The 8,356-nt window shown below is 67.1% G+C and carries 7 protein-coding genes and 1 pseudogene; all 8 read right to left on the reverse strand.

Annotated features, from left to right (window positions below; all coding sequences use genetic code 11):
• Window positions 1-103 precede the first annotated feature (103 nt).
• Entirely contained in the window at window positions 104-1,285 is a 1,182-nt protein-coding gene (locus VGE27_RS00295) for a peptidase MA family metallohydrolase (protein WP_331047629.1), read from the reverse strand.
• A 38-nt stretch (window positions 1,286-1,323) separates the two neighbouring features.
• Window positions 1,324-2,235 (reverse strand): tetratricopeptide repeat protein, encoded by a 912-nt coding sequence (locus VGE27_RS00300; RefSeq protein ID WP_331047630.1) that lies wholly within the window; start codon window positions 2,233-2,235, stop codon window positions 1,324-1,326.
• Window positions 2,236-2,245: 10 nt separating this feature from the next.
• Window positions 2,246-2,764: a chemotaxis protein CheW gene (locus VGE27_RS00305; protein ID WP_331047631.1), complete on the reverse strand. Its 519-nt coding sequence runs from the start codon at window positions 2,762-2,764 to the stop codon at window positions 2,246-2,248.
• Between the two features lie 10 nt (window positions 2,765-2,774).
• On the reverse strand, window positions 2,775-3,944 hold the full coding sequence (gene cheB, locus VGE27_RS00310; protein WP_331047632.1) for a chemotaxis-specific protein-glutamate methyltransferase CheB: 1,170 nt from the start codon (window positions 3,942-3,944) through the stop codon (window positions 2,775-2,777).
• Entirely contained in the window at window positions 3,934-4,413 is a 480-nt protein-coding gene (locus VGE27_RS00315) for a chemotaxis protein CheD (protein ID WP_331047633.1), read from the reverse strand. The genes cheB and VGE27_RS00315 overlap by 11 nt, the downstream gene beginning before the upstream one ends.
• A gap of 67 nt (window positions 4,414-4,480) precedes the next feature.
• Window positions 4,481-6,166 carry a DUF4388 domain-containing protein gene (locus VGE27_RS00320; RefSeq protein ID WP_331047634.1) on the reverse strand — a complete coding sequence of 562 codons (1,686 nt, stop codon included), beginning with the start codon at window positions 6,164-6,166 and terminating at the stop codon, window positions 4,481-4,483.
• A gap of 13 nt (window positions 6,167-6,179) precedes the next feature.
• On the reverse strand, window positions 6,180-7,958 hold the full coding sequence (locus VGE27_RS00325) for a DnaA ATPase domain-containing protein (RefSeq protein ID WP_331047635.1): 1,779 nt from the start codon (window positions 7,956-7,958) through the stop codon (window positions 6,180-6,182).
• A pseudogene (locus VGE27_RS00330) lies at window positions 7,955-8,356 on the reverse strand (hypothetical protein); the annotation flags it as partial. The pseudogene VGE27_RS00330 and the gene VGE27_RS00325, both read right to left, overlap by 4 nt.

Below are 8,356 nucleotides of genomic sequence, written 5' to 3' on the forward strand. Positions count from 1 at the left end.
ATCGTCTCGCCGCCACGCCACAGGTCGAGATAGCCCAGCAGCAGCGACAGCGCAGCCGCCCCCCAGAAGAGGAGTGCGCGGGAACGGGGATTCTGTGTCTCGGTCATGCCGCAGGATACCGAGCCCCGGGGCCGGGCGGCAAGTGCGTGGGGCCATCGTTGTCCGCCGCCGCGGCCTCGACCGCCTCGGCGCCCTCTCCTGCGGGAGGCTCCATACGAGTTCCTGAATCAGGCACAAAGCCTGACGGACTCCCCATGCCGTCTGGATCGGCAGCATCGTCGGCCCGGGCCGCCGCGTCCAGCAACGCCTGCAATGCGCTGGCCCGAGCGGCGGCTTCCTGTTGGGCATCGGCGATGCGCATGGCCTCCAGCCGGCGACGGTCCCGACGGCGCTTGCTCACAAACAGCGGCACCAGCAGGATCGCGAACAATCCCACGGCCGCCGACACGTTGGTCACCACCGCGAGTGCACCGTAGCGCCGCCGCGTCTGCTGCTGCCAGTGTTTCTCGAAGGCCTCGCCCGTGATGCCATACGCCTCGCGCACCGCCTTCTCGAACGAGCCCGTGGACTTCCAGTAAGCGAAGAAGTTGTCCAATCCACGAGGGCCACCAAGCGTGGTGAGCTCGCTGACGATGCGATGTGCCATCGCATAGCTCCACGACGCTTCCATCCCTCCGCGGCGAAACCCGTTCTCGAGCGCCTCCAGTGATGGGAGCGTGCGCCACACCATGCCAATGGACGTTTCGAACATCTGCTCCCGCGTGAACTCTCCTGCGGCGACACTGGCATACCCTTCGTCGAACCAGCGCGTGGGGAGCCGGTCCATGTGCTCGTGGAGCGCGAGGTGTGCGAGCTCATGACGCAGCACCACCAATGGATCCCCGGCGTCGGTGCTGGCCGCGCTGCCCTGCATCACCAGCCGCTGCTCGTCGGGGAACGCGATCGCCGCGCCCCACTCCGGAGCGTAGGGTCCTACCCATGCCCGGAACCGCTCCATGTCCGGCGCAATGGCGATCAGGACATGCGCCCTGGGCCGAGGCAATCCAGGGAAGGTGTCGTTCGCCTGCGCGGCGGTGAGCAGCGCGCGGGCAAGTCGTTCATCGCGGCGTTCGGAGACGACGGTAAAACGTCCTTCGTCCAGCCGCACGCCGGTGGATGGGACCAGCTTTGCGTCTGCCGCCAATGGCGCAGCCTGCGCGGGGAGCGATGAAGCGCCAGCACCGGCGCCGATCAGCGCCGCGATGAGCAGCACAGTGGACAGGGCATGCAGGGTTCTGTTGAACACACCGCACACGTTGCCGCGTGCGTGCTTCCACCGCGCGATCAGTACTCGCGCGACGGCGCTCCGCCCGTGTTCACCAGTTCCAGCAGCTCCGCGCAGCGCTTCCCCCATGGACTGAACTTGTTGGCATCAGCGCCGCTTTTCCACGCCGCCATCGCGTCGGCACGGCGTCCGTCGAACCAATAGACGCGCCCCAGTTCGTACCAGCCCTGCAAGAGATTGGGTCCACGCTCCAGGGCCCCTTTGAGGAATCGCTCCGCGTCGGCATACATGGCGCGATCGCCGTACACCATGCCGAGGTACAGGTGTGCGTACAGCGTTGCCTTGCGGTCGCTATCTGCCCGGACCACGGCCGCCAAGTGTTCGATGGCCTCACCATGGTGCCCCTGCCGCCAGCGCACATAACCCACGTTGGCGCGCGCCAACGCATGTCCGGCATCCCGGCGCAGCACGGCCTGCAGCGATGCCAGCGCGGCCTCCAGCTGTCCGTTCAGCATCTGTGTCCAGCCCAGCAAGGTCTCCGCATCGTTGCTGCCTGGGGCCAGCTCCAGCGCACGTCGCAACGCTGTTTCGGCGCTCTCCAGATCCCCAAGCGAGAGACGTGACCAGCCTTTCTCGATGAACGTGGACGCGCCGAGGTGATCGACGCGTCCGGAAACCACGGGCGAGGGCGCCGTCGCGGCCACGGGCGCCGACACCCCGTGTTGACGCTCGACAAGTTTCCACTGCTCGACGAGGCCCTTCACCGCGTCCTTGAGCGCCTGCGCTTCCTTCACGGCTGCGTCTGCGTCACGGAACAGACCGATGATCTCCTGCTTGAGTCGTTCGCGTTCGGCGGCATCGACCGCGGACGCGGGCGTGTCCGGCGCCTGCAGTGCCTGCAACACCTGCTGCAGTGCCGCCAGGCGTTCGGCCATCTGCGGGTGCATGCTGTTCGCGATCGCGTCGGTCATGATGGAGTGCTCAGGTGCGGGCACGCGCCGCAAAGTGGCGCGTAAGAATGCGCACCGCATCGAGCACCAGCACCGTCTGGCCGTGCCGCTCGAAGTGCGCCTGCACGCCCTCGCAGCCGACGTCCGGTGCATCCGCCGCGAGTGGAAGCACCAGGGCGGTCTCCACGGCCATCACTTCGTGCACCGCATCCACAGGCACGGCCCACCGCCGTTCGCCATCGCGTGCCCCGTCACGCACCACCAGCACGCGCCGCTGATCGCCCTCACCGAATCGCAAGGTACGACCCAGTGGGCGGGCAAGATCGGCATATGGCAACTGGCGACCGTCGTAGAGCATCACGGGCAGGCTGCTGAAGGGACGTACAACACGTTCCACGGATTCTACCGCGATGGCCATACGCTCGCCGCCCAGCGAGACGATGACAAACGTGCTGCGTTCGACGACTGGCCGCGCACGACGACGCGCGAGACGTGACGACGCACCTGTGCCGGCGATCTCGCGTACGGAGCGAAAGCGCGAGACGCTCATGTCGAGACACTCATGCGGTACCACCGGTCGCCGCCGCGACAATGACGCGTCGGGTCGCTACATGGGCCGACACCACCGATGCCAGCTCTGACAACGGGGCCACGGCATCAGCGCCGGCGATGCGACGGGCGGCGTCGGGCATACCGGACACGACGCAGCTGGCACTGTCCTGCACCACCCCGAGCCCGCCCGCCATGCGGATCGCCTGCAGCCCCTCCGCGGCATCACGCCCCATCCCCGTCATCACCACTCCCACCGTGGCCGCGCCGAAACACCGCGCCGCGGCGTGAAAGAGATGATCGGCCGCGGGCCGGACTCCCCAGAGCGGAGAAGAATCGTCCAGGCGCAAGACCGGGGCGGACTGCGACCCTGCGATGCGCAGATGCAGCCCACCAGGCGCCACATAGACCTGCCCCGCACGCAGAGGTTCACCGTCCATCGCCTCATGCACGGGCAATCGCGAACGCGTCCCCAAGCGCTTGGCAAAACTCGACGTGAATCCGGCGGGCATGTGCTGCACGATGAGCACCGCCACGTCGCGCCAGGCAGGCAACTGGGGGACGACGTCGGCCAGCGCCGCGGGTCCGCCCGTGGAAGCCGCGATGACGACCACGGCGGTCGGGGCATGCGTCAGCCGTTCATGCGCCGAGGATGCCGACAGTGCGCCGCCGCGACGCATGCCCAGTGTGGACGCACGCGGAAACACCTCCACCTGCTCACGTTGCCGGTGCGCTGCTCTGGCGACCAATTGTGTCGGTGACACCACCGATGCGGCGCGCAGTGCGTCGAGCAATTGATCGCGCACCAGTTCGAGATCGAGGCTGATGGCGCCAGATGGCTTGCGCACGAAGTCCACGGCACCACGCTCGAGTGCTCGCAGCGTGGCTTCCACGCCCCCATCGCTGCCGCCCGCACTCAGCATCACCACCGGTCGCGGCGAGTCCTGCATGATGGCGTCGAGCGCCGCCAGACCATCGAGACCCGGCATGTCGACATCGAGCGTGACGATGTCCGGATCGAGCTCGGCGATCTGTCGCAGGGCATCATGACCGTCTTTCGCGGTGCCCACGACATCGAACTCGCCGCTCGAGATCACGACATCGCTGACGAGACGCCGCATGAAGGCACTGTCGTCCACGACGAGCACCCGACGCCGGGGCAGCGGCATGTCAGAGGACAAGATCGCCTCCCAGCACCGTGCGCACGTCGACGCGCCCCGAGTGCACGTTGAAGTGCACCGATCGTCCGCGCTCACCGCCTACGGCCTCGCCCACGATGGGAATGCCATGGGATACGCAGGCCAGACGGCATGCCTGCACGTTGCGCGCGCCCATGCTGGCCGCGCCCTGCGCAAGCATGGGCGTGAACATGGACGCGCCGCCGATAAGTCGCGCCTGCACCTCGCCGGTGGCTCCCAGATCCCGCATCCGCTGCAGCATCACCGGCACCGCCGATGATGGCACCTTGCCCGCCGATGACGCCGTCGCAGTGTGGGCGACATGCGGCAGGAGCACGTGGGCCAATGCCCCAATACGCGTCTCGGCGTCGTGCAGCACGATCGCCACACAGGAGCCCAGACCCATAGTCACCAGCATCAGGTCGCCAGCGCCCACAGCGAGATCGGCAATTCCGACAGACACCTGATTCATGTGCGACGCGCCAGGACGGTCACGACCATGCCGTGCCGTTCACCACGTGGACCCGTGGTGGACGGCATCAGACGGCGGCTCCGACCTGAGCGGCGTCGCCCAGAATGTCTTCGAGTTGCGCATCACCGATGCTGTGTCGCGGCGGCAGGGCTGACAGATTCGCGTGCACGATGCGGTTGTCCGGATCGAGCGCAAGCGCCTGTTCCCAGGCCGCTCGGGCTTCATCGAGCGCCCCGCGACGATAGTGCACATTGCCCAGCTTGAGGTACACATCGGGCCCATGCTTCGGCGACAGGCGCACTACCCGCACGAGTGCATCGAACGCCTCGTCGTAGCGCTGTGCGCGGTAGAGATAGTCGCCGAGATTCTTGTGCAGGTGCGCGCAGTTGGCGTCCTCAAGCAGCGCATGTTCCGCCGTGCGCGCAGCGGCTTCGTAGCTGCCACGACGTTCCTGCACCACCGCAAGATTGTTGTGCAGGGGTGCCGCGTGCGGATGCACCGCCAGCCCCTCTTCCAGCAGGATCTGGGCGCGCGTGCTGTCGCCACCGATCGCCGCAGTCAGGCCGGCCATGTGAAACCACGCCGCCGACGGCTGTCGCGAGCCCCACTGTGCGCGGGCCCGTGCGAGATGGCGTTCCGCATCCTGCACATCGCCGTCAGTCAATGCGAACTGCGCCGCCGTCAGGGCGATACGGGGATCCGGCTGACTTCCGGCGCGGCGCTCCGCTTCGTCGAGGTGCGCCTGTGCCTGCGCAAGGTCGCCGAGTCGTGCGGTGCAAAACGCGAGGTTGTGGAAGACCGCCGCGGGTGCTTCCGGCTGTTCAGCCGCACGGGTCAGTGCATCGACGGCCAAGCGCCAGGCGCCGCGACGCGCATGCACCAGCCCGAGGTGAAAACGCGCGATGCCATCGGCGTCCCGCAGCTCGAGCACACGGCGAAACTCACGCTCCGCTTCGTCGAGCAGTCCCGTGCGATAGAACGCGATACCGAGATTGCGATACTCGGCGACGCGGCTCTCCGGCGGCGGCTGACGGCGCGCGGCGCTGCGGCCGACACGCTGCACATAACCCGCCGTGAGCAACCCGTAGATGGCCTTGCCCACTTCGAACTCACTCAGTCCCGAGCGTTCGATCAGGCTGTTGACATCATGCGTGCCATCCAGCAGCGGCAGCAGACGTTCCTGCGACTCACTGAGCGGCACCTCGCGCTGCGCCACCTTGGGCCCATCGGCCTCGAAGATGAGGTCGAGGCTGGGAATCTTCTTTTCGATCAGCGTCCATTCGTCGACGCGCCGCGCACCTTCCAGCAGCAGCGAGTCAGCGCTCACCGAGAACAGTGGTGCCTCGTTCCCGCGATCGTCGTCCGGCTCGAAAGTGAATGTGCCGTGCGTCCAACCGAACAGGTGATACACCGCCTCTTCCACCTGCGTGTGATATTCCCCGACAATGGTCTCGCGTGGAATCGCGCCCGTGTCGATCAGCACACGGGCCAGTTCACGGTCGTCATGCGCCGGGACCGTCGCCAGCACGCGGGTGAGATCGTCTGCCGCCAGCACACCGAGGCGCACCAGGCGATCGCCCAACCGATCGCGCCGGTTCACCAGCGATGCATGCACGATGCGCCCACCCGAAAAGTGGATGGTGCCAAAGCTGCCCTCACGGGCAATGCTCAGGCAGCCGGTCTTCTGACCGAGTGCCAGCAGTTGCAGCACATCGGCGAGACTCGCCTCGCTCAGGTTGCCACGAATGGCCATCAGCACCGCTCCTTCATCGGTACTCCTCGATGAGGCGACTGCCGAGGTCGGGCCACTCCCACATGGTCTTCTCGCGGTCTTCGTAGAACCGATCGAGCTCACCCGGGGCGCGTGTCACCAACTGTTCCACGCTAACCCGTTCGCGGCTGCGGGCTGGCAGTGCAACCACCAGTCCGCCTTCGAAACGGGAGCGCAGGCGATCCGCCAGACCGTTCAGTTCACGCGGTGTGCGGTCGCACGTGAGCACCACCTGGCTGCCGCGGCTGATGAGATGGTTGAACAGATGGAACAGTTCGTCCTGCGTGCGTTCCTTGCCGACGAGTTGCTGAATGTCCTCGAGGATGAACACGTCGGCGGCGCGATAGCGGGCACGCCAGCGTTCCACACCGCCTTCCTGCATCGCGGCGACCAGTTCTTCCACGAAGGTCGCCGCCGTCAGGCAGGCCACGGCGCGCATACGATCGGCCTGCTTCATGGCATTGCCGATGGCGTGCGCCGTGTGTGACTTGCCACTGCCACGCGGACCGTGAATCAGCAGCGGGTTGTAGCGCCGGCCGGGCTCCTCGAGCACCGCGTCCACCGCACGCAGCACCAGCTGGTTTCCGGTGTTGATCTCGAGCGTGTCACGCGTGAAGACCGACGAGGGCGCTGGCAGCGGCATCGCAGCCGCGATGGCGTCCTGCACCAGCGCCTGCGCGGCGGGAATGGCTTCCGGGTCGCGAAACACCGCGTGCCCACGCAGCGACGGGTCGAGACTCGACGCATGGTGCTCGAGCTGACGCAGTCGCTCCACGGCCACCGCATACGCGTTGAGCAATCCGTCCACTTCCGGCGCAAACGGCAGCGACATGGCCCGCTCCAGCACGCCAACGGCGTAGCCCAGCGGGCGCCAGTGCGAAATGGCCTCTCCGATCTGCACGCGCCACGGCTCGACGCGCGTCTCCACTTCATTGAGCACGTCGGCCAGAAAGCCTTCGTAGTCGGTACCGGCCGGAATGATAGCTTCGATACGTCCCGGGATGGGCGACCGCCGGGTGTCGACAGCGAGCGATCCACCAGGAGTCGTGGCTCCACCACGCTCGCCGACAATGGCGCGCACATCGTCTGCGGCCACCGGCTGCCCTTCGAGCTGCTGGTACGCCGACAGCTTGTTCAGCGCGCCCTTGAGCTCACGCACATTGGCAAACGGCAGGCGCGCCACTTCATCCAACACCCCACTGGCGAACTCCACCTGACGCTCCGCGGCCACGTTGCGCAGGATGGCCAGGCGCATCTCGAAGTCGGGCGTGCCCACATCCACCACGAGGCCGCCCGAGAGGCGCGACAGCAGGCGCTGGTCGACATCGGGGATGTCCGCCGGCTGCCGGTCGCTGGTGAACACCAACTGCTGCCCGGCGCGCATCAGCGCATTGAGCAGGCGCAGAAGTTCACTCTGTGTCTCGCGCTGTCCGGTGAGGAACTGCACATCGTCGAGGATCAGCAGGTCGGCCTGCTGATAGTGCTCGAGAAAACGCTGCGGCTGTCCACTCGCGATGGATTCGTGCAGCTGCTCCGCCACCTCTTCGCCCGACGAGAAGAGCACGCGCAACTGCGGCTGCACTTCCTGGGCGCGATTGGCGATGGCCGCCACGAGGTGGGTCTTGCCGCGGCCCGATTCGCCATAGACGAACAGCGGGTTGTACGCCTGTCCCGGCGCTTCGGCCACCGCGCGCGCGGCCGACGTCGCGAGGCGATTGGACGCGCCCACCACAAACGTCTCGAATCGCAGCTTCCGGTCCACGGCGAACGTCATGCCGCCGCTCCCGCCGCACGGCTCACCGACTCCGTCGCCGACGCGTCGAAGCCGGCCGCAATGACCGGTACGTGCAGCGGTGTCCGCATGGCCGCAGCAGCGCGCTGGCCGGCGGGCGTGCCGTCATCCGCACCGAGGCGGCGCAACACGCGCATGCCCAGCGACCGCAACGTATCGAACACGCCGGTGCCGGTGAGTGCATCGGCCGCATATTCAGGCACAGCGCGGAAGTTCAGCGCCACCGACAGCTCGGCCACGCTGGCGGCAAGCGACGACGGCAGATCCTGCTTGTTGTACTGCATGACGATGGGCAGGTCGCGCGCATCGACGCCGTGTTCGGCGAGGTTGGCATGCATGTCCTGCAGGCTCTCGATGTTGTCTTCCCACCGATGACGCTG

The organism is Gemmatimonas sp. (assembly GCF_036405635.1).
Taxonomy (GTDB): Bacteria; Gemmatimonadota; Gemmatimonadetes; order Gemmatimonadales; family Gemmatimonadaceae; genus Gemmatimonas.